We start from the raw sequence: 24,343 nt of genomic DNA, 5'->3' as shown, positions 1-24,343 counted from the left end.
CTGTATGGCAAGAATCCTTTCTATAGATTACGGCAAAAAACGTACCGGAATAGCTGCGAGCGATCCGCTGCAGATCATTGCCAACGGGGTGACGACAGTGGAGACCTCAAAACTTTTCGATTTTCTGAGTGAATATCTTCAAAAAGAGGATGTCTCATGTATCGTTGTTGGCCTCCCCAGGCAGATGAATTACGAACCTTCGGAAAATATGAAAAGAGTAGAGCCGTTTGTGAATCGTCTTAGAAAGCTATACCCTGATATTCCCGTGGAGTATTACGATGAGCGGTTTTCATCCAGAATGGCACAACAGACAATGAGAGATGCGGGACTCAAAAAGAAGAGCCGTCAGAATAAAGAGTTAGTAGATGAAATAAGCGCTACCATTATCCTGCAGGGATACATGGAAAGCAAAAGAATAAAATAAGTTTATCAGTTTTATTACGCAGTTGAGAGAAGTGTACCCGAGGCTTTTATACCCGGCAGTGCGACAAGGCCGGGTAAGCTGAAGATTAGATTATGATTTTACCAATATATATATACGGACACCCTGTGTTGCGCAAGGTATCAAAAGATATCGATCCCCTTAATTATTCCAATTTGAGTGAGCTTGTTGAGAACATGTTTGAAACCATGTATAATGCTGATGGAGTTGGGCTTGCCGCTCCGCAGGTGGGGCTAGAGGATAGGATTTTTGTAGTGGACCTTTCTCCGCTTGCGAGTGAGGAACATAACGGATTCAAAGATTTTAAAAAGGTATTTATAAATGCTCATATCACTGAGCGCGGCGGTGAAATTGAGGCTGTTGAAGAGGGATGCCTGAGTATCCCGGGGATTCATGAAAAAGTACCCCGTGAAGGAGAGATACGCATAAAGTATCTTGATGAAAACCTTGTTCAGCAAGATATTACATTCTCGGGTTTTATGGCACGGGTCATCCAGCATGAGTATGATCATTTGGACGGGATAATGTTTGTCGACAGAATATCACCGCTGCGTAAGCGTATGGTGAAGGGTAAGCTCTCAAACATGGAAAAGGGAAAGGTTGCTTGCGAATATAAGATCAGAACCGTAAAGTGATATAGTTCTGCTATCACTCTCCTTTGGTGAGCCTGGCCGCTGCCTTATTGTCCAGAAACCAGAAAAGATTTCCCGAATCAGGCTGCACAAGAGCGGCTGGATACTTATCCTCTGCATTTTCTGATTGTTCAATTATCTCCTTCACCTTTTGTGCCTTATTTTCGCCGGTTATAAGGAAAGCTATGTTGCTAGAGGCGTTGATCACTTTTCCAGTGAGAGAGATACGCTTTTGGCCGCTTACGGGGTGAGTCGCAGCAACACAATTTTCGTCGCTGTACCAGAGTTTCATTTCATGAGGGAAGATGGAGGCCGTATGGCCGTCGTCGCCCATACCCAACATCATTATGTCAAAAACGGGTATCCCATTTTTTGATTCCAGCTCTCTATTCAGCAGTTCGCCATATCTTTTGGCTTCAGCTTCAGGGTCGTTATCCCCCTGAACAGGAAAAATATTTTTGTCAGCCAGATGTATAAAGTTAAACAGATGCTCTTTCGTCATCCCGTAATTGCTTTCAACATCTGTGTGAGGAACGCAGCGTTCGTCTCCCCAGAAAAATTTGACCTTTGTCCAATCTATTGCACCCTCGGGCAGTCTGGCCCAATAATCAAACAGCAACCTGGGTGTGGAACCACCAGAGAGAGCTATTGTTGCAAGCTCCTTTTCAGCTAATATATCTGTAAGCCACCCGGTAAATGATATGTTTAATTCTTCAGCAGTATTATAAATTCTAATTTTTCTCATGCAAGTAAATGATTTTTTTGTAGTTCTATAGTTCACAATATATTCCGTCTTCCGCCAGATTTTTGCATGGGTATCGCCATGTGTTCTCTTTTCCCTCAATAAGGTCATCAGCTACATCGGGCCCCCATGAACCGGAAGGATATCCATGAAGAGGTATATTCTTGTCATTCGCCCAGTAATCGAGGATAGGCTGCACAAATTTCCACGTTTCTTCGGCAGCCTCACCCTGCATGAAGAGCATGTTGTCGCCGGCCATACAATCGAGAATCAACCGCTCGTATGCGCTTGGTATATAATGGTCGTTCAGTTCAGAGTAGTGAAAATCCATATTGACAGTTTTTACTTCGTATCCACTGCCGGGAACCTTCATACCTGTTTTTAGCAGTATACCCTCATCGGGTTGAATTCTCAGTATAAGTTGATTGTCAGACTGATCCATCATGTCGGCCGATCTGAATAGTTTTTGGGGCGATGGCCTGAAGTGAATTACTACCTCCGATACGTGTGTGGGAAGCCGTTTACCTGTACGTATATAAAATGGTACGCCCTCCCAGCGCCAGTTGTCGATATATACTTTTATCGCTGCATAGGTCTCGGTTCGGGAGTTTTTATCCACATTATTCTCATCGCGATAACTTTTGTAATGTTTGCCCCGTACAGTGGCTTCAGTGTACTGCCCGCGTATTACGTTGTTTTTAAGATCTGTTTCACTAAAAGGGCGCAATGAACGGAAAACCTTCATCTTTTCGTAGCGAATCTCTTCCGGTGTTATTTTGCTTGGTGGTTCCATCGCTACCAATGACAATACCTGCAAAAGGTGGTTTTGCACCATGTCGCGAAGTGCTCCCGATTGGTCGTAATACCCACCTCGGTCCTCAACACCTATACTTTCCGCGGCAGTAATCTCCACATGCTGGATGTAGTTTCTGTTCCATAGCGGCTCGTAAATGCCATTGGCGAAGCGTGTAACCATTAGATTCTGCACGGTCTCTTTGCCCAGATAGTGATCGATGCGGTAGATCTGATCTTCACTGAAAAACTCAAGCAGCAGCTTGTTAAGCTCAACAGCCGAAAAAAAATCATGTCCGAAGGGTTTTTCGATAATAATTCTTCTGAACCCTTTTTGTTGCATCGTGAGTCCCTGTCCGTATAAAAACTTAGGTATTATGGTGTATAGAGAAGGTGGTGTGGATAGGTAGAAAATATAGTTAGATCCGAGGACAAACTGTTTATTCAACTCTCCTAGTTTATTTTTCACATGTATATACTCTTCTCCCCTTCCGGTATCGATGCTCATGTAGAAGACCATGGAAAGGAAGCTCTCTATCTTATCTGAGGCTGCATCCTTATAGTGTGAGAACTGCAAGATCCCCTCTTTCATTTTTTTTCTAAACCGGGTATTGGTTAATTCCGACCGGCTTACTCCAAGAATGGCGTATCCTTCAGGCAGAGAATCGTTCATATACAGGTCGAATACGGCAGGAATAAGTTTGCGATATGTCAGGTCTCCTGAGGCGCCGAAAATTACCAGCGCCTGATTGGATATTTTTTTCATTTTAAAAATTGAGTTAGCAGTTAAGATAAATATGCAACAAATGTAGAGCAAAAAAGTTGAATCTACAGCTCTCAAAGAAAAAATCGACTGCCAATAGAAAGTAATCATTGTTGTCGTTTTGAATGTATTATAATTTGTTGTATCTTTGCCGCTCGAAAAATATTTTTTCCAATTAACGCTTTAATAATTAATTTAGTATGAATAATTACGAAACCGTTTTCATTTTGACTCCCGTTTTGTCTGATGTACAGATGAAGGAAGCGGTTGAAAAATTCAAGAAACTCCTTACGGACCAAGGAGCTGAAATTGTAAACGAAGAGGATTGGGGTTTGCGCAAACTGGCTTACCCTATTGACAAGAAAACTACCGGATTTTATGCATTTCTGGAATTCAAAGCAGATCCTTCGATGATTGAACGATTGGAAGTTAATTTCCGTCGTGATGAACGGGTTATCCGTTTCCTGACAGTTAAACAAGACAGATTTGCGCTGGAGTATGCCGAAAAAAGAAGAAACAACAAAGGAGGCAAAAGGCATGAAGCCCGTCCCCAGGCTTCTGAAACTGTAAAGACCAGAAAGACAGAGACTGCTGTGGCGGTTGAAGATGTAGAATTAAACGAAAAGGAGGATTAAGAGATGGCTAAGCAAACAGAAATCAGATATTTGACACCACTGTCGGTGGATGTGAAGAAGAAAAAATATTGCCGCTTCAAAAAGAACGGTATCAAATATATTGACTATAAAGATCCTGAGTTTTTGAAAAAGTTTCTTAACGAACAAGGGAAAATTTTACCGAGGAGAATTACCGGTACATCATTGAAGTTTCAACGACGTATTGCACAGGCAGTAAAGAGAGCACGTCATATTGCCATGCTTCCATACGTAACCGATTTAATGAAATAAAAGGAGGAATAGGAGATGGAAGTAATTTTAAAAGAAGACGTACAGAATTTAGGCTACAAAGATGATGTAGTGAATGTAAAAAAAGGATATGCACGTAATTTCCTTATTCCTCAGGGAAAAGCTGTTATTGCCAGTGAATCAGCAAAGAAAGTGCTGGCTGAGAATCAAAAGCAGCGTGCCCACAAGCTTGCACAGATTAAAGCCGATGCACAGGCTCTAGCTGACAAGATGGAAGGCGTTACTTTGACCATAGGAGCCAAAACCAGTACTACCGGTACCATTTTCGGTTCTGTTACCAACATTCAGATTGCTGATGCACTTCAGGAAAAAGGCTTTGAAGTGGACAGAAAGTTAATTGTGATAAAAGGACAGGTAAAAGAGGTTGGTAACTACGTGGCAACAGTAAAACTGCATAAAGAGGTTTCTGTTGAAATTCCGTTTGATGTAGTTGCCGAATAAGATTTTTACGCAACATGATATGCAAAAACCTCGGGTAAAAGCCTGGGGTTTTTGCATTGTTCTCATACAAGTTTTTCTTCAAGCGCCATTCGCACTAACACTGCTGTGTTTTTGGCGCCCAACTTGAGCAGTAAGTTTTTTCGATAACTGTTGATGGTCTGGTTCCCCAGGCACATCTTATCGGCAATCTCAGGGTTTGTGTAACCTTCAACAATGAATTGTAAAAGTTCTTTTTCCCGTGGTGTGAGCCACACTGGGTTGCGTGATCGTTTGCGCATAAGCATATCTATTTCTTCACTCAGAAAACGCTCTCCGTCCATTACTGTTCTGATGCCCAGGAGAATCTCTTCGGGCATAGCGTTTTTTATAACATAGCCCATGGCGCCGTTCTCCAGTGTACGGCGCACCATTGCGTATTCACCATAACTGGTCAACGCGACAATCTTAAGGTCGGGATAGCGTTGGTGAATCTCCTTGCAGAGGTCGATACCACTGATATCAGGCAGGTTTATATCCAGCAATACTACATCTGCCTTTTTCAGGGTGAGCTGTTGTAAACACTCTTTGCCTGTGTAGGCTGTACTGCAAACAGTGGCAAATTCTGATTCATCTATCAGCTTTTTTAACCCCTCGACCAGTATTTTGTGATCATCTACAATCAGTACCTGTATCATAATGTTTTATACTTTAAAGTCAACATTTACCTCTGTCCCCTCACCTGTTTTTGAACAGATGTTCATTGTGCCATTAAATGAGGTGACTCTGTTCTGAATACTTATCAAACCTATCCCATCTGTCTTTACAGTAGGGTCAAAACCCTTTCCGTTGTCCTGAACGGTAACGGAAACCCGGTCTTCTTCCTGCAATAACTGGACATTTATTTCAGTCGCCTCAGCATGTTTAAGGGCGTTATTTACCAGTTCGTGAACCGTACGGTAAACAATTATTTCCAGTTTTTGATTCAAACGTTCATTGTTGCCGAAACGATGGAATTTTACGTTGGGGAGGCTATCGCAAAAATCAGACAGTGCTATGTTCAATCCGTAGCGTGACAATGATTCTGGCATCATATTGTGTGCCACGCGACGCAGTTCCCGCATAGACTTATCTAACATCTCCAGCACTTTGTTGAATCGGAACACATCTTCTTCTTCAATGATAACATCTTTTTTCATATCAAAAAGGTTTAGTTTTACTGCAGAAAGCATTCCTCCCAATCCATCGTGAAGATCCCTGGCCAAGCGTGTGCGTTCGGCTGTCTCTCCCTCCAGCACTGACTGAGTGGCTACAAGCTGCTTCTCTTGTTCGAGCTGAATAACTTTGTTGTCGGCTAGCTGTTTTTTTGCTTTGGTGTTTTTATTGCGGAGGTGTAGAAGTAAAATCATTGATAACAGTGAAATTACAATTAACAAAACAATAATTTGGTAATTTTTCTGATCTTTTTGCAATGAATTGATTTTCATCTCTTTTTTTTCATTCTGGAAGGTGGCTTCCAGTAAGTTCAGATGTTGCCTGTTGTTCTCATTAAGTATGCTGTCACGCATACTGTATGATAAATCCAGGTAATTGTATGCTGTGGCAAAACTATCGTTTTGCTCTTCAATTTTTGATAGAAGCCACAATGCTCGCTGTACTATATCTCCGGTTTGGAATTTTTCTGCCCACGCTAATGCCTTTTGAACTTCATTACGCGATTCCATGAGTTGATTATTTGAGAAATATGCCTCAGAAAGATTGATTGAAACGCGCATTTGTTCATATTCGTTACTCAGGCTGTCGGCAAAGGCAGATGCACTAAGAAGATGCTTAACCGACTGCCCGTAATCATTTTTATAATACCTGTAATATCCTCCGTAGTTCAAATGTACCAGGTCTAAAATGTAATAATCTTTTCTTTTTAAAGCAATGGCTTTGGCTTCTTCAAGCATTTGCGGGACTTCATCATATTTTCTCTGGTTAATCAATGATGCCGCAAGTGTGGTACTGCTCACCGAGAGCAGATACTCATCCCTATTTTTCTTTGCCATGGCATAACATGCTCGTGCATATTCTTCCGATTTTTTGTCATCCTTTAGAAAAGAGTAGAGAGTGGATAAGTTATTTAAAGTTCGTGGGAGGATTTTAGTGTCTTTTACAGTATCAAAAAGTCGCATCGCATTTATATACAGCTCGATGGCGGACAGGTAATTACCCTTGCGCAGCTCTATTGTACCCAGGTTATGGTATATAGTACCTCTCCCAAGGACAAAATCGCTACCTGAATGCTTCCGGTAAATGCTGTCGGCACGCTCACAACTCTTTGTTGCCATCTCAAAATCCTGTTTGATATCAGAATAAAAACTTCCCTGTAACTTGTAAGCCCTGGCTAATGCAAGGGGGTTTTGGTGGCTTTTTGCCAGCTCCCCGGCTTTTACTGCAAGCATATAAGCACTGTCGGGATAAGTATAAAGTAGATTTTGTGAATGTGAAAGAAGTGTATCGGGATTGTGTTCCGGATCTGTTGCTTTTAGATAAGAGCCATTTTTTAAGTTGCATCCTGTTGATAACAATAATATCAGGATAAGATGAGCAATGCAAGCCGGAATTTTCCTTTTTGGTTTCATAGTAATTCAATTTTTCTCCAAAAATAGGGAAATTTAATGAATACAAATTTAAATTAAGTAACATATTTTAAAATACCCCTTTTTGGGGGTATTTATTAGACACATAACCATATATTTTTGTAAATACATTTACTTTATAACAAAAAATGAGCGTCATGAGAAAATTACTTTTATTCCTTAGCATGATATTTTTGCTATCATTTACTTCAAATGCACAGAGCTGGATCAAGAAACTGGGCAATACTGCCAAAGATGCTGCTCAGCGTGCTGTAGAGGAGAAGGTGGAAAGAAAATCAGATGAAGTGACTAACAAGGTGATAGACAGGGCTGAAGAGTCTGTCACTAAGAAAGGTGATGAGGATAACACGGATGTACGTAAACGGGAATCGGATGAAAACGATGATGTATCTGAGCATGATCATACAGTATCTGGTTCCGATGAAAAAGGATCTACGGTGTTGCAATCTTTTTCTAGTTATGATTTTGTTCCGGGCGATCAGATTTTATATTTTGAAGATTTTTCCAGTGATGCTATCGGAGATTTTCCTGCAACTTGGACTTCCAATAGTGGTGGTGAGGTAAAAACGGTTAATATATCCGATGGCCATTGGTTTCATATGTATGGAGAGGATGCCACCTATTGTTATATGCATTCCGTTAAATTCCCTGATAATTTTATTATGGAATTCGACATTATTCCTGACAATGAATACAAATATGGGACACAGCTCACATTTTATCAGGAGGATCAGCAAGAGCACAAAGAGATGAACGATGATCTTTATCCCGGTATTGGAGGTTTGCATATCAGGCTGATGAGTGATTGTTGGGAGACCAAAGGATACAGTGATGACAAAGAGTGGATAAATGGGAAATCGACAATTAAACCGGTAAGACTTGAAAGAGTGAACCATGTGATTGTGTGGATACAAAAGCGTCGTGTTCGCATCTATCACGAAGGTCAGAAAGTACTGGACATACCTACCAACATTTACGAGGGTACCCTTTTTAACCGCTTCCGCTTTTCAGCCTGGGATTCATACAGCTTTCCGTATATTACCAATCTTAAGATAACTACAGCTTCTCCCGATACGCGCAGTAAACTTATTACTGAAGGTAAATTGGTGAGTTACGGTATTTATTTTGATGTGAACAAGGCCGAAGTAAAACCAGAGTCTTATGCCACCATGAAGAGTATTGCCGGTGTCCTAAGTGATAATCCCGGAGTAAGGGTTAGAATTATTGGCCATACCGACAGTGACGGCGATGATAATCTCAACAAGACACTATCAGCCAAAAGGGCAGAGTCGGTTAAAAATGAACTGGTTACATCTTTCGGCGTTGAGCCAGCCAGGCTGGAAACGTCAGGAGCTGGAGAGGGAGAGCCAATTGCTCCTAATGACTCACCTGAGAATAAGGCTAAAAACAGACGTGTTGAGTTTGTAAAGATATAAAATTATTTAATTTGCAGAAGGGCTGACAGAATGCAGATTGTTAATTTATTATTGGTGTTTAATATGCTTTTTAATGCGAACAGCGTAGTTGTTAGATTATATTGATATTAAATGAATTTTTACCGAACTGTTATTGAGAATTTTAATATTTAAATTATTTACGCATGAGAAAGATAATTTTTGTAATAATGTTTTCTCTGTTGTTGGGAGCATGCGGAGGCGACAGAAAAAGCAAGCCGGAGGATGAAACAACAATGAAAGAGCTTGCAGGGGACGCTTCCAAAAAGAGATACCCCTTGGCACAGGGAATAATTCATTCAACTTCTGAAACAATGGGTGTTGAGGTTAATACCGTTACCTATTTCGATAAATGGGGTGACTGGGAAGCTATCGAGACAACAGTTCCAATGGAGATAATGGGAGAGGACTACTCCTCACACACCCTTGAGATCATTAAAGGTGACGAACATTGGAGAATAGATCTCGACCAAGGAACCGGTGAGCATTATGTAATGACTAGATCAGTAAATCCAATGGGTGTTGATGTAGAGGGTATGTCAGCTGAGTTATCGGGTAAGATGAATATTGAGAAATTGGGCGATGTGGACTATCTTGGGTACAAGTGTCAAAAGATGAGGATAAAAAGCGACAAGGGTACCGAGATGGAATATATTATGTTCGGTAATGTGATGATGAGTATGGAAGGTGAGGCTATGGGAGTTAAGTCTAACACCAGGGTGATATCGGTTGAAGAGGTAGCGCCGCCGGCTGAAAAGTTTGAGATACCAGGTGATATTAAATTCATGGAGTAGTCATGAATCTTTCGTAGCCAACATCTTGCTTGCCGGCAGAGTTGATTCCTGACATTTAACTTGCTTGCCAACAGAGTTGGCTCTGGGTATTTAACTTGATTATTATATTGAATTATCAGAAAAGAGCCTGCTCATATAATCCAAAATATCAGAAATGATTATTCATATTTCATTGAAAATCAACATCTGCTTTGGTCCATATTTAATAAAAGAGATTTTATGGAGGGGACTCGAAAAAAAGAAATCGAAAATAATTTATTTAAAATTAATAAAAATATGAATCAGATTGAAAGAGCAAGAAAAATTTTGTTCACTCCCAAAGATGAATGGAGCGTGATTGAATCTGAAAATGACTCCCATACTAAAGTGTTGATGACATATTTGATCTGGCTGTCTTTAATTCCTGTGGTCGCATCTTTTATAGGTTATGGACTGATCGGTTACCACTTTCTTGGAGTTAGAGTGGGGGGAGGTATCTTCTGGGGAGTTAGATATGCAATACAGCATTTTATTTCAGTAATAGGAGGAGCATACCTTACTGCAGCTGTATTTAATTTTATGGCTCCTAAATACGGTGGTGTAAAAGATTTTAATAGAGCATTTCAGCTTGCTGCTTACTGCTATACCCCGGTTTGTGTTGGCGGAATATTTTATATTCACTACAGCTTGAGCATGTTGGCAGGAGTGGCGGGAATTTACGGACTGTTTCTTTTATACTTTGGTGTTAAACCCATGATGAAGGTAACTGATGAAAAGGCTACCACCTATTTTGTTGTTTCACTATTGGCGATGATAGTTATTTCGCTGGTTTTGGGTTTAATTCTTGCTCAGCTGATTGGCACTGGCAGTTATTGGCGTTGATACAGACAACAGCCATTACTGAGAGCATCAAAATTCCTGTATCTTAAAATTTCCGTGAGTTACAGAATTTTTTGATAATAAAATGATTAATATGGTCATTAATCCGTTTTTGCAATTGTTGTTTTAATAATGAAAATGTTTCTTAAACCGTTGCGAAATAAATAAATTAATCATATGAAGAATAGCATTTTACCGTATAAATTAAAGATAGTTAACATATTGATGTTATGTGCATTTATGATGGTTCCCGGTTACGCTGATGCAGGCGATGATCCCTGGTCATTTATTAAAGAGTTGCCTCCCATCCCTGTGAATATATGCGGTGAGAGGCTTGATGTTGCTGCAAAATGGGTAGAAAGACTGTCTGCACTGAAGGACAGGATGGTGGAACTTCAGGTCAAAGAAAAATGGGAAAAAGATGATGCTCTTAAAGATGCTAAGTCGAACATGGCTTTGTTTGAACCATCAGGTGGTGAACTTCAGAGGAAGTACTTTGGATTATTGAAAGAGATTGAACTTACAGAGAGGCAGGCCGAATCCAAACTGAATGAGATACTTTTGGATAAGTCTAAAAACATAATTTCGGTGGAAACCAAGTACCAGCAAATATTAGAACCGTTGAATAATGAGCTTAGAAATGCTATTGCCCAGGGAAAGGACACTAGCAATGTTAGGGATAAGATTAAGAACCTTGTAGCAGAAAGGTGCCTGGAGTTGGGAATGATATGCAGAGAATTCCTTGTCAAATATCGTAACATGCTTGGTGAACTTGTTTCCTGTGGAGTAAAGATTAATGAGCTTCAGGACGAGGCAAACAGAATTGCTTATCAGTCATATAATGTTAAAACCAGCTACGGACTCTGGCTAGATTACATCATGATGCATACTGGTGAGTTGATGAAAATATATGACTACAATTCATATAATATTACCGAACTATATGAATTTTAGTTTTTACAGTTTAAATATTCTGAACCGTCATAACATATAATTGAAATAAATTATGAAACGAATAGTTGTTTTAAACATTGTGCTTTGTATTAGTTTTGTACTGTCAGCTCAAAAGGGACTGTTCCCTGCTCAGGGAACAGTGATGACTTATCAGAACTTCGACAAAAAGGGTAAGTCTGTAGGGAAGAACGTTTATCTGCTTGAATCAATAGCTGACTCCGGTAATAAAATTTCAGTCACTTATTTGGTTTCATCTTACGATGAAAAGGATAAACTTACATTTTCAGATCGCATCACAATGGAACAGGTTGGAGACAAAATGTATTTTGATATGAGCAGTTTCGTGAATAAGGCTGCTTTTCAACAGGATGGAGAGATACCTGCTTCCGTTATAATTGAAGGAAATGGCATGGAGATACCTGTAATTGGCGAAGCCAGTCAAACCTTGCCTGATGCTGACATTACAATAACTGCCGAGATGGGATTTATTTCCATGAAAATGGCAACAAAAATAACCAATCGCCGCATAGAAGCAGTTGAAGATATTACTGTGCCGGCGGGTACATTTTCCTGCATGAAGATTTCGGGAGATGTTTCTGGCAAAGCAATGGGAATATCCACTTCTGGAAAAAACATTCAATGGTATGCTGCCGGAGTAGGTATGGTAAAATCAGAGAGCTATGATAAAAAGGAGAATCTTATAGGTTATACCATCTTGACATCCCTTAAAAAATAGGGATCCATATCTTTAAACAATATTAATTTGAGCCTACCCCGATAACCCTGAATATAAAAAATAATTATTTATAATATAAGAGACATTTAAGAAGGGTGCTTAATTCCAAATTCACATTTTTTTATTAAAATATTTTTTAATACCTGATTATTTGTTATTTTTGCAATAAAATAAAGTCACAGTGCTGAAAATTAGGACAATTAACTGTTCGGTAAACCCACGTGCTATGTGGTGTAAACTGTTTATCAATGCAGGATTTTTCCTGCTGATAACTTCCTTGTTTTTTTTCTGTTCGGAAAATGAAAAACAGCAGCAACTCATGTATGATCAGAAAAGAATCTGGGAAGAGAAGATTTCGGACGATAGTTTTCCTACAGATTCAATCAGGCTGCTTTTGGGGAAAAGCGTTATCGATCGTGATAACTTGGCAGTATCCGTGCTCTGTAAGGTGCTGGGGGAAAGGATGCGGGAAGCTTCAGATTTTTCTAAAGCTATTTCATATCACCAGCAAGGTCTAGTTGCAGCTTACAAGATAAATGATACAATCGGCATTATTCAGGCTCTCAATAATATCGGGACCAACTTTAGGAGAATAGAGGCTCTGCCCGAAGCTTCCGATTATCATTATCAGGCACTTCAGATGGCCGAGTCCTTCTCGGCTAAAAATGAATATGTTGGTCGTAAAAGCCGTGCCATGGCAATTAATGGAATCGGTAATGTTCACCTCTCATTTGGAAATCTTGATGAAGCCGAGAGGATGTTCAAGGAAGCACTGGCGGAGGAAATAACATTGGGCAGCAATCTTGGTCAGGCCATGAATTATGCAAATATTGGTACTGTTATTGAAAAAAAGCTGATGTATGATTCAGCGTTTGCATATTATCAACGTTCCTTGGAAAAGAACATGCTAGCTAAATCGCAGTTGGGAATAGGCTTGTGTTATATTCACTTAGGACATATTTACGAGCTAAAGAACGAGTATGATAAGGCAGAACGTGAATATCTGATGGCATATAATATACTGAGCGATATTTCAGATACATGGCACTGGCTGAATTCAACCTTAGCCATTGCTCGTATAATGCTGCTTAAAAATGATTCTGTTGAGTCTATAAGGTATATAAGAATTGCTGATAAGGCAGCCAAAGCCATTCAGTCGCCAAAACATCTCGCAGAAGTTTATAATTTGCTCCATGAGTATAATATTAAACGTGGTAATTACGCTACAGCATTAAGCAATTATAAGAAAAGCCAACAATTTCAGGACAGTATTCAGAATATGCAGAAATATAATAAGGTGATTGATGTACGTCAAAATTACGAAAGTGATAAAAACATGCAATACATATCGGGCCTGAATCTTCGTAACGAGATGGTAGCGCGACAAAAGAGGACCATTATATACGCTTCAGGAATATCGTTAATATTGCTTGTCTTTTTGCTTATAGCCCTTTTTTATTCCTATATGGAGCGTACCAGGAGCAACAAAATACTCAGGGACATGTATAGTGCACGAACAAGTTTCTTTACCAATATAACTCATCAATTCCGCACTCCGCTGACCGTTATCCTCGGACTTAGCAATCATATGCAGTCGGAGAGTAATCTTACACAACATGAATCGAAAGCATATTTGAAGGCGATTGACAGGCAGGGAGCGCATCTGCTTACACTGACAAATCAATTGCTGAGTATGTCGAAAATAAATTCAGGCTCTGATAATCCCAAATGGCAAAAAGGCAATATTGTTGTCTATCTGAACATGGTTATAGATTCTTTTCGCCTCTACGCAAAAGAAAAAGATATAAAATTGTTGTTTACGAGCAGTGATCCTCTTATTGAGATGGATTTTATTCCACATCATGTTGATGATATCCTGCAGAACCTGTTGTCGAATGCAATAAAATTCAGTGGCCCGGGGAAAGAGATTCACGTGGTAATATCAAAAATAAAAAACAAAGAAGCGGTCCTTAAGGTGCAGGATTTTGGAGATGGTATACCTAAATCGGATCTGGAATATATTTTTGATCTTTTTTATCAGGGTAATAATTCCGAAAGAAATAATGGCAGTGGTATCGGGCTCAGTTATACACGTCAATTGGTTGAAATAATGAACGGAAAAATTGAGGTAGAGAGTGCAGAACAAAAAGGGACAGTTTTTATCGTTTCACTTCCTTTGCAACAGTCCGAAACGAATAATATATCTGTGTGGACTCCAAAAGAGAATGAACGGATACCCTCTTCCATGAAAGTCAATACAGGTTTGAATATCTTTTTAGAGTCTCAGGATGTTAAAGGTAAAATTATCAACAGGCGAAGATCAGATATTTCCCCTACAGTTTTGCTGATAGAAGACAACGATGACGTAGTACTATATATAAAAGCATTGCTGCCTGCTGAATACAATTCCGTTACGGCTAGGGATGGTACAGAGGGGCTGGAACTTGCAAACGAGTTGATACCCGACATTATTATTTCAGATGTAATGATGCCTAATAAGGATGGTTTTGCTCTATGTCGTGAAATTCGCAAATCCGCTCTACTGAACCATATCCCGATAATTTTATTAACGGCAAAAACAACAATTGACGATCGCCTTAAAGGTATGAAATGTGGCGCCGATGCATATATAAAAAAACCGTTTCACTACGAAGAGTTATTAATTCAGATAGAAGCTCTGCTTGAAAACAGGCGCTTGCTTAAGGAGAAATATATGCAATCCTTATTCAAAGGCGATGATTTGAATATAAACGACATAAATATTAATTTTCTTAAAAAAGCGACTGATATTGTTTTTAAAGATATTAATAATTCTGGTTTTACTTCAACTTCGCTTGCTGAAAAACTCTGCATCAGCAGTTCGCAGCTTAACAGAAAGCTTAGCGCAGTTGCAGGTTGTACACCATCGATGTTTATTCTCAGACTTCGAGTTGAGCATGCAAAAAAGAAGCTGGTAACAGAGGATAAATCAATCGGTCAGATTGCCGAGGAGTGCGGTTTCTATGACATGGCCTATTTTTCGCGTACCTTTAAAAAATTAACAAACGTCACTCCTTCTCAATACCGCCGTTTACCAAGATGATGTTAATAGTTCTTTCATAATAGATAAGCAGGCTTTAGATTTAAAAAGATACCGGAAAGAGGCTATACATCTGATTAGTTTTCGGAGAAAATTAAAAAAATACCGTACTATATGGGAATTAAGATAATTTTAGCGTACTATTATATCAACAGTCCGGTAAAAAAGCATCCATAGGTCGCATAATCAAATAATTAACAACAAGATAGGCCTGTTCGAAACCCAGTAGTACTTTTAGCTGATTGCAAGGTGTTTGAAAAATAATTACCGAAGTATTGATTATGTGATTATTTATTTCAAATAGAAAAAACACCGTCCCTGAGGCGATCTCACGGGACGGTATTTATTCTGCTTTAATTTTTATTTTGAAGGATTTCCAATGTGTCTCTAGCGATTGTAAGCTCCTCATCAGTGGGGATGATTACCACTTTTACCTTTGAAGATGGTTTGCTGATGATTACCTCTTTTGCACGTACTGAGGCATTTAGTTTTTCATCGAGTTCAATGCCCATGAATTCCATGTTTTTGCATGCATAACTTCGGGTAACAGCCTGATTCTCGCCAACACCGCCAGTGAACACGAGTATATCAACACCTCCAAGAATGGCGGCATAAGATCCTATATATTTTTTGATGCGGTAATTGTAAGTATTCATTGCCAGGATAGCCCTTTTGTTCCCGCTGTTAATAGCTTCTTCAATCTCGCGCATATCTGAGGATATGCCTGAAATGCCAAGTACTCCAGAAAATTTGTTCAATAGTGTGGATATACCCTTCGTACCCATATTTTCTTTTTCCATAATGTATGAGATCACACCAGGATCAACATCACCTGAGCGTGTACCCATTATCAATCCTTCCACGGGGGTCATTCCCATACTTGTATCAATGGATTTCCCGTTTCTGATAGCTGTTATAGATCCTCCATTTCCAATATGGGCTGTTATTATGCGCTGCTCCTCGTATGGAACGCCAAGAAATTCGCACGCTCGTTTAGATACGTAACGGTGGCTGGTACCGTGAAAACCGTAACGACGGATACTGTATTTTTCGTAAAGAGAGTAGGGGATACCATACGTATAGGCATAGTCTGGCATAGTCTGGTGAAAAGCAGTATCGAAAACACTTACCTGTGGCGTGTCGGGCATCAGCTCCTGAATTGCATAGATACCTTTCAGGTTGGGCGGATTGTGGAGCGGTGCCAGTTCAATGCACTCGTTAAGCATCTCAATCACTTCGTCGGTAATGAGTACACTTGAGTTGAAACGCTCGCCACCGTGAACCACTCTGTGCCCAACGGCATTTATTTCTTTCAATGATTTGATGCATCCATATTTCTCGCTGAGTAATACCCCAAGTATATATTCAATTCCTGCACGATGTTCCAGTATCTCTCCTTCGAGCATTACTTTCTGTCCGTCCGGTAATGTTAGTTTGAGGAAGGATCCTTTCATCCCGATTTTTTCAATACCTCCCTGTGCAACCACCTTTTTGCTTTCCATCTCAAAAAGCTTGTACTTTATTGATGAGCTTCCGCAATTTAAAACTAATATCTTCATAATGTCTGTAATTCTCCTTAATTAAATACCGTTTTATTTGTTGAAACCGGATTCCCGTTTTCATCGTATATATAAAAGCCCTTTCCTGTACGTACGCCTAGCTGATTGGAGCGGTATAGTTTCCAAAGAAGAGGGTTGGGCTTGTAATGCTTTTCGCCAAAATCGCTGAACATGGCTTCCATTAGCGTGACCAGCCGCTCTATGCCAACAATGTCCGCAATGCGGAAAATTCCGTAACGTTGCCCGTAAATGATGGTGAATGTTTCTTCAATATCTTCCATGGAGCTGATTCTCTCAAGGAGAGTCTGACAAGCTTCGTTCAGCATTGTCACTAAAAGGCGCAGGCTCACGTTCCCATTGCTTTCGTTAATGCGGTGTGGCTTGTAGTTAATGAGTTTGGCAAAGATCTCCATCTTCTGATAAACCTCTTCAGATGTGTACATCCCCTTCGAAATTTCCAGTATTCGTGCGTCAGGGTGTAAGACAGGGAAGTACAGGCTTACACAGCGCTCTTTGTGATCAAGGTCGGCGGCCAGCTCGCTGATGATTACTGTGGAGCCGTTGGTTGCGATGATGGCATCGGTGTCGAGTACATCTTCCAGTTTTTTAAAAATGTTTTTTCGTAGTGGTGTACTCCTGCGGCCGCTTTCCGAATGCCGGGTACATTCAATCACCAGGTCGCATCCGGCAAAGTCTTCATATACCAGAGTCGGTGTGATTCGGTTCATAATAATCTTTTTTTCAGAAGGTGTCAACCCCCAGCTGCTGATCTTATGATCCATTATTTTCCCTATCTCGTTTATCACATAATCTATCCTTTCAGGAGATTCATCAAGGAAAACCACTTCCATTCCTGCTGTTGCAGCCTTGTCGATAATTGTTCTTCCCTCCTTGCCGGCTCCAACAACCCCTATCTTTGAGAATAATGGCTTATTTTTGCTTTCTGCAGTGATAGTAAGCCCGTACTCTTCGATAGGTTCTATAATCATTTCATTCATATGTTTTGTAAATTTCTTTAGTTATATAATATCAGACATGCAAGAGTAAAGTCCTAGATTCATTTTAACTGATTGCTTGTCGTTTGGTTTTATATGTTGTTTTTCATTCCAATTGCCTGATTGGAAGCTATAACCACCATTTTGTAAATATCTTCCACCGAGCAGCCTCGTGAAAGGTCGTTCACCGGAGCAGCCATTCCCTGAAGTATGGGCCCTACAGCTTCTGCGTTGCCAAGCCGCTGCACCAGTTTATATCCTATATTACCTGACTCAAGTGTTGGAAATACCAACACATTGGCTTTACCTGCGATGAGGCTTCCAGGTGCTTTTGTCGAGCCAACGTCTGGGACAAGCGCAGCATCGGCTTGTAGTTCACCGTCAATAAGAAGCCGCGGGTCAGTCTCCCGGGCTATCCGTGTTGCTTCGCGTACTTTATCGATCATCTCATGTTCAGCACTTCCCCTGGTGGAAAAGCTAAGCATCGCTACACGTGGCTCAACTCCAGTGAGGCTCTTCATTGTCTGTGCCGATGCAACAGCAATTGAAGCCAGCTCTTCGGCAGTTGGATTTGGCACAACTGCACAATCGGCAAACAGCAGGACTCCGTTCTCTCCGTATTGCGGAGTCTGAGTAAACATGATGAAAGCACCAGAGACCACTTTCACTCCAGGGGAGGTTTTGATAATCTGCAGTGCGGGGCGAAGTACATCGCCGGTAGTGTTTTGTGCTCCCGCAATTTCTCCGTCGGCATCACCGTTCTTTATCATAAGGCATGCAAGGTAAAGTGGGTCTTCTACTAGCATGGCAGCCTGTCCGGGTGTCATCCCTTTCTTTTTGCGCAGTTCCAGCAGCAGGTTTGCATACGACTCTTTTTTGTCGTGCTTTTTCGGATCTATGACAACAGCTTTGTCAATATTTTCAAGTCCGAGTTTTTTTGCAAGTATCTGAATCTCTCCTGGGGCTCCCAGAAGAATGATTTCCGCAATACCGTCACGAATTAATTGATTGGCCGCCGTTAAAGTTCGTTCTTCGGCCCCTTCAGGCAATACGATTCTTTGTTTATTCGTTTTTGCCTTTTCGATCATGCTCTCTAGTAAGTTCATTGTTTATTAATATTTGACTATTTCTTTCAACCTGATTTTCGCAATAACATTTTTCTATTAAACTCTTTTTTCGTTTATCGCCTATCTGAAAAGAATTCTATCGGCAATAATGCAAACTTGTTTGCAGTATGCTATTTTAATAAATAATCAGCGCTCTGCAATGTTGTGAGCAAACTTGTTTGTTTTGAATTTAGTTCAATTTTAACCTGCTGAGTCAAAATAGCGGCATGCTTCTTCTTTGTTTGAACTGAATAACGCATAAATCCCGGCAACGGTATAAATACAGGTAAATTTGCTTTCTGCACTTTGTTTGTCGAAAACATTCAAGCATGTTTGTCCTCTGTTTGTATTGCTTAACTAAATAGATTAATATTTGTTTTGGTTTTCAAATTATGATCAGGATATAATTTCATACAATTAAAGCTATTTATTTTCAAATACACTCATGGAACATCCGCTTGTAAGTGATTCTTATCCTCGTTTCAAAATAAAATGTAATCTCCGCAAAAGTACGAAAAAAAGAGCAGATAAAGTGGCATTTTGTAAGGCAAAAGAGTTGCTGTTACGAGAAGTTTAGAAAATCACACCAAATATATTAAAATAGTTTAAAAACAGAATCAGCATATTGTCACTCCCCAATAAGCCTGTTTCTTTCTAGTACTTTCACAACACGCCCTTTCAGCCGGATTATTTCCTCATCTTCCATCACTTTAAGTGAACGGGCTAGCGATTGTTGCTGTACACCAAAATATTCGGCCAGCTGAGTGCGCGATCGTTACCTCTTTTGATATTTTCAGTAAAACAGATGTTTATGCTGCAATAACATCCACAGGATAGTTGTTTTTGGTGTCATAAATAAAGGCTGGTGTATGGATTAAATAAATGTTATCAGCAACAGTTTTATGGTCCCTGCCGACGGCTGCAGCAGTTACCGATTTTGGCATTCTCCCTTAAGGGAGCAGGGTTGGGAGAAAACCATTTTTATTGTTGAAATCCTGAGTTTTGTCGGATTATTTAATGTGATACAATTCTTTTATTGAATAGGGTCAAGAGATAATTCCCGGATCACAATTTATGGCCTGTGCAGCTCTCTCCATCTTTGTCCTGATCTCTTTAGTGCATAGGTTGCCGATGCTCCCGGCATGGGTATGATGTACTTTTTTAGGAGCCTGGAAGGAACCCTCCTGTACTTCTTTTCCTACCTGCTGATAGGCTTCTCTGAAAGGGACACCCTGCAATACGCGTTTGTTTACCTCTTCTACGGTGAAGAGGTATTCATACCGTGGATCGGAAAGGATATCCTCGTTAACCGAGATATGATCAAGCATAAAGCAGGTCATCTGCAGGAGCTTGTGCAGGGTTTCCAGTGCCGGGAATAGCACCTCTTTCAGCAGTTGATAGTCGCGATGATATCCGTGCGGCATATTAGTTGTCATCAATGTTATTTCATTGGGCAGGCTCTGCAGGCGATTGCTGTGTCCCCGTATTAGTTCCCACACATCGGGATTCTTTTTATGAGGCATAATACTCGATCCAGTAGTAAACTCATCAGGGTATGAGATAAAACCATAGTTACCTGAAAGGTACATACAATTATCAGAGGCAAGTTTGTTAAGTGTGGAAGCAATATTCGCAATGCTTTGGGCAACTATTCGTTCTGTTTTGCCGCGCCCCATCTGGGCGGCGACCACATTGAAGCTCATGGTGGCAAAGCCCAGTTCACGGGTAGTCATTTCACGGTCCAGAGGAAAGGAACTGCCATAGCCTGCTGCCGATCCCAGAGGGTTCTGATCAGCTACCTGCCATGCTGCTGCAAGCGTATGCATGTCATCAACCAATGTCTCTGCATATGCACCGAACCATAGACCGAAAGAAGAAGGCATAGCTATTTGTGCGTGGGTATACCCCGGCAAAAGTGTATCTTTATGCTTTTCACTTAGCGATTGCAAAAGTTCAAACAGCTGAATCACCTCCTCTTTTATATGAAAAATCTCCTCTTTAAGAAAAAGCTTGATATCCACCAGTACCTGATCGTTGCGTGAACGTCCCGAGTGAATTTTTTTGCCTGTATCTCCCAGCCGTTGGGTAAGCATAGCTTCAATCTGTGAATGGATATCTTCGGCATCATCATCGAGGCGGAACTCTCCTTTATCAACCTCTGATAATATATTCTGCAGTTCATTGCGGAGAACTTTCTCCTCACCAGCTTCCAGGAGTCCAATCTTCACAAGCATTTTGATATGTGCCATCGATCCAAGGATGTCATGTTTTGCCAGGCGGAGGTCGAGCTCCCTGTCATTACCCACTGTGAAATCTTCTACTCTCTGATTGGCATCGAAGCCTTTGTTCCATATTTTTGCCATCTCCCTTTATTTTTTTATCGCTTATTTACATCAATATTGTCTGTTTCGTATAGTAGTGAATTTATCCTCCCTTTTAAAAAAAGGTAGAAAACTGTAAATGTTACACCATTAAGTTTTCAATAAAACTGATATATCCGTTGATTCCATCTCCCAGCTCCTCGATCAAAACAAACTCATCGGCCTTGTGTGATCGTTCCGATTCTCCCGGTCCCATTTTCAGGGCAGGACAGGAGATGCGCATCCAGTCCGATGTGGTTGGTGAGGTGTATGTTTCAATGCCCAGCTTATTAGCGCACTGCAGCAAAAGATGACCGGAAGGGGTTGCCGAGCTCCTGTTGGTAAGGGAGCGTGCCTGAAGTACGCTTTTCACTTTCGGTTGCAATATTTCCATGATCTCCTGGTTGGTGTACATCTCTGTGGGGCGTATGTCCACTACAAAGCTGCACTTGCCAGGAATTACATTGTGTTGTGTGCCCGCGCTTATTTGAGTTACGGTTAGCTTTACCTCTCCCATTGAGGGGGAAACCTTCTCGAATTTAACAGATTTCAGTGTGGTGATATCATCCAGAGCAATATACAGGGCATTTATCCCTTCATTCCGTGCGGCATGTCCGCTTATTCCCGTCGCCTCGCCATCAATAACCAGTAGTCCCCGTTCTGCAACTGCAGCCCTCATACCGGTGGGCTCTCCTATGATAGCCATATCCACCTCGTCCGAGAGCTTTTGCCAGAGTAACCGCATGCCATTGGAACCTGAATTTTCCTCTTCCGTGGAAAGGGCAAGCAGAAGGTTGAACGGTAGCGATATTTCATAAAAATGGAGAAAAGTATAAATCATTGATACAACGCTTGCACCCGCATCATTACTTCCCAGGCCGTAAATGTGAGTGATAGAGTGGGGAGGGGTGAAAGGGTTGAATGTGTACCCGGCACCAGGGCGTACAGTATCGATATGTGAATTCAGCATTAAGGTCGGTTTCGACCTGTCATGAAAGGGCTGACGTACAACCAGATTGTTGCCGGCCCGTTCGGGTACTATCCCTTTTTCGCTGAAAAGCTTTGTCAGGAAATTGCTTCGCCGATGCTCTTCACCCGAAAAAGATTGTATCGAAACCAGCTTTCTCAACAGTTCCGTCGCATGTTGTATATAGTCACCCTGCATAATTCAGCTTGAGTTAAATTTATTACGGTTGCAATTTGTTACATTCTATTATTTTATCCCAGGAGTATTGTTCCCTTTTTTGAAAGCAGATTTTTCGCATGCAGAATAACCACTTCCAAAACGCCATCCTCTATTGCTTTGAATGAGTTGTCAAGTTTTGGTATCATGCCGTCTGCAATTATTCCCTGTCGCTTATATGCTTCGCATTCAGCTCTGTTCATAGATTTAACAAGGCTTGCCGGATCGTCCACGTCACGCAGAACTCCCTCTTTCTCGAAGCAGTAATAGAGCGTGGTGCGGTATTTTTTGGAGAGGGCTGTTGCTACAGTATAGGCAACAGTGTCGGCATTGGTGTTTAAGAGTGAGCCGTTCCCGTCGTGTGTGATTGCACAAAAAACGGGGGTGACGGCGCTTTCGATCAGTTGCGAAATAAATTCAGCATTGGCCTTTTCGGGATCCGGATCACCCACAAAGCCGAAGTCGATCGGTACAGGAGAACGTTTGACGGAAGGGATACTATTTCCATCAGCGCCTGACAGACCGATGGCGTTGCATCCAATCTTTTGCAGTGATGCTACAATATTCTTATTTATCCATCCTGCATAGACCATGATAACCAGCTTTAGAGTCTCTTCATCAGTAATACGGCGCCCTTGAACCATTTTCGTCTCAATGCCAAGTTGTTCTGCCATCTTTGAAGCCATCACGCCACCACCGTGTACAAGAGCTTTCCGTCCCTCCAACCGGTTGAAGTCATACAAAAACGCTTCCAGCGATTCAGGATTATCAACAATATTTCCCCCTATCTTAACTATTGAAAGGGGTGCTCTTTTATCTTCCGTCATATTTTGAGAATAAGTATTGATATTCAATCGCATTGCAAATTTAGTCTGCACGCATAGCTTATAGCATTCCCAGCAATATCTCTTTCAATACCACCTGTGCCGAAACCACCCTGTTGGCTGCTTCGGGAATGACAATAGACTGTGGGCTGTCTATTACCTCGTCACTTACAATCATGTTGCGGCGTACCGGCAGACAGTGCATGAAATAAGCATTGTTGGTCAGCGCCATCTTCCGGCTGTCCACAGTCCACTCACGGTTGGTGCTTAAAACCCTGCCATAGTTGGGATCACGGTAAGCTGCCCAGTTTTTCGCATATATAAAGTCGGCATTCTTGTAAGCTTTCTCCTTGTCGTATTCTATTACTGCATTGCCGGTGAACTTCTCATCAAGTTCATATCCTTCGGGATGAGTAATTACAAAATCATAACCGGCAGCGTTCATCCATTCGGCGAACGAGTTGGGAACGGCCTGTGGAAGGGCACGTGGATGAGGGGCCCAGGTAAGTACCACTTTTGGGCGCTCTCTCTTTTTGTACTCCTCTATCGTAATCAGGTCGGCAAAGCTCTGCAGTGGATGACGTGTGGCTGCTTCCATACTGAAAACCGGCTTTCCTGAATATTTAATAAACTGATTCAATATTATTTCGTTGTAATCATCTGCCTTGTTTTCGAAACGGGCAAACGAGCGCACTCCTATCACATCGCAGTAGGAACCCATTACAGGTATCGCTTCAAGAATATGTTCAGGCTTGTCGCCATCCATGACTACTCCTTTTCCGGTCTCGAGTTTCCATGCACCCTGGTTGATGTCGAGCACTATCACATTCATGCCAAGGTTCAACCCTGCCTTTTGTGTGCTCAGGCGCGTGCGCAGGCTTGAGTTGAAAAAGATCATCAGAAGGGTTTTATTTTTGCCAAGCTCCTGGTCGGCAAAAGGACTTCCCTTTACCTGCTTTGCTTTTCGGAGCGCCACAGTAAGGTCGCCGACGTCGTGAACAGATGTAAAGTTTCTCATTTTATGAATATTTTTTTAACTTCTGCCGTGTCTGTCCAATCCCATTTTACGTGATTTGGAAAGTAGT

Annotated in this window: 22 protein-coding genes and 1 pseudogene; 11 read left to right on the top strand and 12 right to left on the bottom strand. The window is 41.1% G+C overall.

Annotated features, from left to right (window positions below):
• Positions 1-4 precede the first annotated feature (4 nt).
• Together ruvX and def are read left to right on the top strand one after the other, a co-directional pair.
• Positions 5-424 carry a Holliday junction resolvase RuvX gene (ruvX, locus tag KDN43_RS01180; protein WP_238867882.1) on the top strand — a complete coding sequence of 140 codons (420 nt, stop codon included), beginning with the start codon at positions 5-7 and terminating at the stop codon, positions 422-424.
• Positions 425-516: 92 nt separating this feature from the next.
• A complete protein-coding gene (def, locus tag KDN43_RS01175; protein WP_238867881.1) occupies positions 517-1,077 on the top strand; it encodes a peptide deformylase in 561 nt (186 codons plus the stop codon).
• A 13-nt stretch (positions 1,078-1,090) separates the two neighbouring features.
• On the opposite strand, the gene pgl is transcribed toward def, so the two are convergent.
• Both pgl and zwf read right to left on the bottom strand, forming a co-directional pair.
• Positions 1,091-1,819, bottom strand: a complete 729-nt coding sequence (gene pgl, locus KDN43_RS01170) for a 6-phosphogluconolactonase (protein ID WP_238867880.1) — start codon at positions 1,817-1,819, stop codon at positions 1,091-1,093.
• Positions 1,820-1,844: 25 nt separating this feature from the next.
• Entirely contained in the window at positions 1,845-3,374 is a 1,530-nt protein-coding gene (zwf, locus tag KDN43_RS01165; RefSeq protein WP_238867879.1) for a glucose-6-phosphate dehydrogenase, read from the bottom strand.
• Between the two features lie 197 nt (positions 3,375-3,571).
• Between zwf and rpsF the strand changes: the two are divergent.
• The 3 genes and pseudogenes from rpsF to rplI all read left to right on the top strand — a co-directional run.
• Positions 3,572-3,904: pseudogene (rpsF, locus tag KDN43_RS01160) on the top strand (30S ribosomal protein S6); the annotation flags it as partial.
• Positions 3,905-4,009: 105 nt separating this feature from the next.
• Positions 4,010-4,276 (top strand): 30S ribosomal protein S18, encoded by a 267-nt coding sequence (gene rpsR, locus KDN43_RS01155; protein ID WP_238867878.1) that lies wholly within the window; start codon positions 4,010-4,012, stop codon positions 4,274-4,276.
• Positions 4,277-4,291: 15 nt separating this feature from the next.
• Positions 4,292-4,735 (top strand): 50S ribosomal protein L9, encoded by a 444-nt coding sequence (rplI, locus tag KDN43_RS01150; protein ID WP_238867877.1) that lies wholly within the window; start codon positions 4,292-4,294, stop codon positions 4,733-4,735.
• 62 nt (positions 4,736-4,797) lie between these two features.
• Here rplI and KDN43_RS01145 read toward each other — a convergent pair whose 3' ends face one another.
• Together KDN43_RS01145 and KDN43_RS01140 are read right to left on the bottom strand one after the other, a co-directional pair.
• The gene (locus tag KDN43_RS01145) at positions 4,798-5,409 is read right to left on the bottom strand and encodes a response regulator (RefSeq protein WP_238867876.1); all 612 of its coding nucleotides are present in this window, start codon (positions 5,407-5,409) and stop codon (positions 4,798-4,800) included.
• 6 nt (positions 5,410-5,415) lie between these two features.
• On the bottom strand, positions 5,416-7,338 hold the full coding sequence (locus tag KDN43_RS01140; protein WP_238867875.1) for an ATP-binding protein: 1,923 nt from the start codon (positions 7,336-7,338) through the stop codon (positions 5,416-5,418).
• A gap of 155 nt (positions 7,339-7,493) precedes the next feature.
• On the opposite strand from KDN43_RS01140, the gene KDN43_RS01135 reads away from it, so the two are divergent.
• The 6 genes from KDN43_RS01135 (at position 7,494) to KDN43_RS01110 (ending at position 15,234) form a co-directional block, all read left to right on the top strand.
• Positions 7,494-8,792, top strand: a complete 1,299-nt coding sequence (locus tag KDN43_RS01135; RefSeq protein ID WP_238867874.1) for an OmpA family protein — start codon at positions 7,494-7,496, stop codon at positions 8,790-8,792.
• Positions 8,793-8,956: 164 nt separating this feature from the next.
• Positions 8,957-9,604 (top strand): hypothetical protein, encoded by a 648-nt coding sequence (locus KDN43_RS01130; RefSeq protein WP_238867873.1) that lies wholly within the window; start codon positions 8,957-8,959, stop codon positions 9,602-9,604.
• A gap of 276 nt (positions 9,605-9,880) precedes the next feature.
• On the top strand, positions 9,881-10,465 hold the full coding sequence (locus KDN43_RS01125; RefSeq protein WP_238867872.1) for a Yip1 family protein: 585 nt from the start codon (positions 9,881-9,883) through the stop codon (positions 10,463-10,465).
• 237 nt (positions 10,466-10,702) lie between these two features.
• Positions 10,703-11,416: a hypothetical protein gene (locus tag KDN43_RS01120; protein WP_238867871.1), complete on the top strand. Its 714-nt coding sequence runs from the start codon at positions 10,703-10,705 to the stop codon at positions 11,414-11,416.
• 52 nt (positions 11,417-11,468) lie between these two features.
• On the top strand, positions 11,469-12,152 hold the full coding sequence (locus KDN43_RS01115) for a TapB family protein (protein WP_238867870.1): 684 nt from the start codon (positions 11,469-11,471) through the stop codon (positions 12,150-12,152).
• Between the two features lie 181 nt (positions 12,153-12,333).
• Positions 12,334-15,234 (top strand): ATP-binding protein, encoded by a 2,901-nt coding sequence (locus KDN43_RS01110; RefSeq protein ID WP_238867869.1) that lies wholly within the window; start codon positions 12,334-12,336, stop codon positions 15,232-15,234.
• Between the two features lie 350 nt (positions 15,235-15,584).
• Here KDN43_RS01110 and KDN43_RS01105 read toward each other — a convergent pair whose 3' ends face one another.
• The 8 genes from KDN43_RS01105 to KDN43_RS01075 all read right to left on the bottom strand — a co-directional run bounded on the left by KDN43_RS01105 (position 15,585) and on the right by KDN43_RS01075 (position 24,276).
• Positions 15,585-16,790: an acetate kinase gene (locus tag KDN43_RS01105; RefSeq protein WP_238867868.1), complete on the bottom strand. Its 1,206-nt coding sequence runs from the start codon at positions 16,788-16,790 to the stop codon at positions 15,585-15,587.
• Between the two features lie 17 nt (positions 16,791-16,807).
• A complete protein-coding gene (locus tag KDN43_RS01100; RefSeq protein ID WP_238867867.1) occupies positions 16,808-17,788 on the bottom strand; it encodes a 3-hydroxyacyl-CoA dehydrogenase family protein in 981 nt (326 codons plus the stop codon).
• Between the two features lie 89 nt (positions 17,789-17,877).
• A complete protein-coding gene (gene pta / locus KDN43_RS01095; RefSeq protein ID WP_238867866.1) occupies positions 17,878-18,891 on the bottom strand; it encodes a phosphate acetyltransferase in 1,014 nt (337 codons plus the stop codon).
• A gap of 628 nt (positions 18,892-19,519) precedes the next feature.
• Positions 19,520-19,651, bottom strand: coding sequence for a helix-turn-helix domain-containing protein (locus tag KDN43_RS16520; RefSeq protein WP_407681800.1), 132 nt, complete (start codon positions 19,649-19,651; stop codon positions 19,520-19,522).
• Positions 19,652-19,937: 286 nt separating this feature from the next.
• Entirely contained in the window at positions 19,938-21,254 is a 1,317-nt protein-coding gene (argH, locus tag KDN43_RS01090; protein WP_238867865.1) for an argininosuccinate lyase, read from the bottom strand.
• 100 nt (positions 21,255-21,354) lie between these two features.
• A complete protein-coding gene (locus KDN43_RS01085; RefSeq protein ID WP_238867864.1) occupies positions 21,355-22,416 on the bottom strand; it encodes a M20/M25/M40 family metallo-hydrolase in 1,062 nt (353 codons plus the stop codon).
• A gap of 53 nt (positions 22,417-22,469) precedes the next feature.
• Positions 22,470-23,261, bottom strand: coding sequence for an acetylglutamate kinase (gene argB, locus KDN43_RS01080; RefSeq protein ID WP_238867863.1), 792 nt, complete (start codon positions 23,259-23,261; stop codon positions 22,470-22,472).
• A 58-nt stretch (positions 23,262-23,319) separates the two neighbouring features.
• Positions 23,320-24,276: an N-acetylornithine carbamoyltransferase gene (locus KDN43_RS01075; RefSeq protein WP_238867862.1), complete on the bottom strand. Its 957-nt coding sequence runs from the start codon at positions 24,274-24,276 to the stop codon at positions 23,320-23,322.
• Between the last annotated feature and the right edge of the window lie 67 nt (positions 24,277-24,343).

The sequence above is a fragment of the Proteiniphilum propionicum genome, assembly GCF_022267555.1.
In the GTDB taxonomy this organism is placed as follows: Bacteria; Bacteroidota; Bacteroidia; order Bacteroidales; family Dysgonomonadaceae; genus Proteiniphilum; species Proteiniphilum propionicum.
This window is presented reverse-complemented; position numbering and strand designations above follow the sequence as displayed.